Origin of the sequence: Pseudomonas sp. (assembly GCF_050739655.1) — a bacterium.
Lineage (GTDB): Bacteria > Pseudomonadota > Gammaproteobacteria > Pseudomonadales > Pseudomonadaceae > Aquipseudomonas.
In genome coordinates this window covers 1-1,370 of record NZ_JBOIBY010000525.1, presented here as the reverse complement: position 1 = coordinate 1,370, position 1,370 = coordinate 1, and the positions used below count along the sequence as shown (strand labels likewise).

General features: G+C 53.6%; 1 protein-coding gene and 1 pseudogene. Both read left to right on the top strand.

The window, feature by feature from the left end; genetic code table 11:
* Positions 1 to 2: 2 nt before the first annotated feature.
* Positions 3 to 1,019, top strand: a complete 1,017-nt coding sequence (locus tag ACRESJ_RS24990; protein ID WP_431760295.1) for an MraY family glycosyltransferase — start codon at positions 3 to 5, stop codon at positions 1,017 to 1,019.
* A 103-nt stretch (positions 1,020 to 1,122) separates the two neighbouring features.
* Positions 1,123 to 1,370, top strand: a pseudogene (locus ACRESJ_RS24985) (polysaccharide biosynthesis protein); the annotation flags it as partial.

Below are 1,370 nucleotides of genomic sequence, written 5' to 3'. Positions count from 1 at the left end.
CAATATGGTTGTTGGCGTTGGTGGTGGGTGTTTCATTCTTGGGCACAGGTGCATTACGCAAATACGCGTTGGCACGCAGCTTGATAGATATTCCTAATGCGCGTAGTTCACACTCGGTCCCGACCCCTCGGGGCGGTGGTGTGGCTATCGTCCTGAGCTTTCTCATTGCACTGCCTGTCCTGGCCTGGACAGATGCCGTCGCCTGGCCGATGGCGTTGGCTCTGCTGGGGGCCGGCGGCTGGATCGCGATCATTGGTTTTCTCGACGACCATGGGCATATTGCCGCGCGTTGGCGCCTGCTTGCGCATTTCGGTGGTGCCATTTGGGCATTGTTCTGGATTGGGGGAATGGCGCCGATCAATCTGTTCGGCCATGAGTTCAGTCTCGGCTGGTTCGGTTATGTCATCGGAGCGTTCTATCTGGTCTGGATGCTTAACCTCTACAACTTCATGGATGGTATTGATGGCTTGGCCAGCGTCGAGGCGATTTGCGCCTGTGTCGGTGCTTGCCTGGTCTACTGGATCGCAGGCCACACCAGCCTTGCCATTGCTCCGCTTGTACTGGCGATGGCCGTACTGGGTTTTCTTGTCTGGAATTTCCCGCCAGCGAAGATTTTCATGGGCGATGCCGGTAGTGGTTTTCTGGGTATCGCGTTGGCGGTGATGTCGCTTTATGCAGCATGGACGAATCCACTGTTTCTCTGGGCCTGGCTCATCTTGTTGGGCGTCTTTATCGTCGATGCCACCTTTACCCTCATTCGTCGACTGTTGCGCGGGGATAAGGTTTATGAGGCCCATCGCAGCCACGGATACCAGTATGCTTCACGAAAATTTGGCAGCCATCGGGCGGTCACGCTGGCAATCGCTGCAATCAATTTGTTGTGGTTAGTACCAGTGGCTATATTGGTCGTCATGCAATATATCGATGGCGTGGCAGGATTGGTCCTGGCCTACGTGCCTCTGGTGTTGCTGGCTTTCAAGTTTCACGCAGGCGAGTTGGAAATCGCTGGCAAGGCGTGATGGACGCATTGGTTTTTGAGTATTGCTTTGTCGGTAAGTGAGTTGCCGACAGCTGTAGTTGCTGTATCAATGCTAGGAGCTTCTAGAGGTGTTTAGAGGGGTTATGGATAAGATTCGGGCAAAGTTGTTAAGTCTGCCAAGACGACATAAACGTATTCTGCAGGTTCTGACCGATATTTCGTTGGTCTGGTGTGCCCTGTGGATGGCGTTTGTCGTGCGCCTTGGGGTGGATGAGTTAGTCAACCCGTTCACTCAGCACGTCTGGCTTTTTGTCAGTGCACCTGTCATTGCCATTATCAAGGCGGTGACACTGTCGTCATTGATACTTGGCATTGTGGTGTACTGGTACAG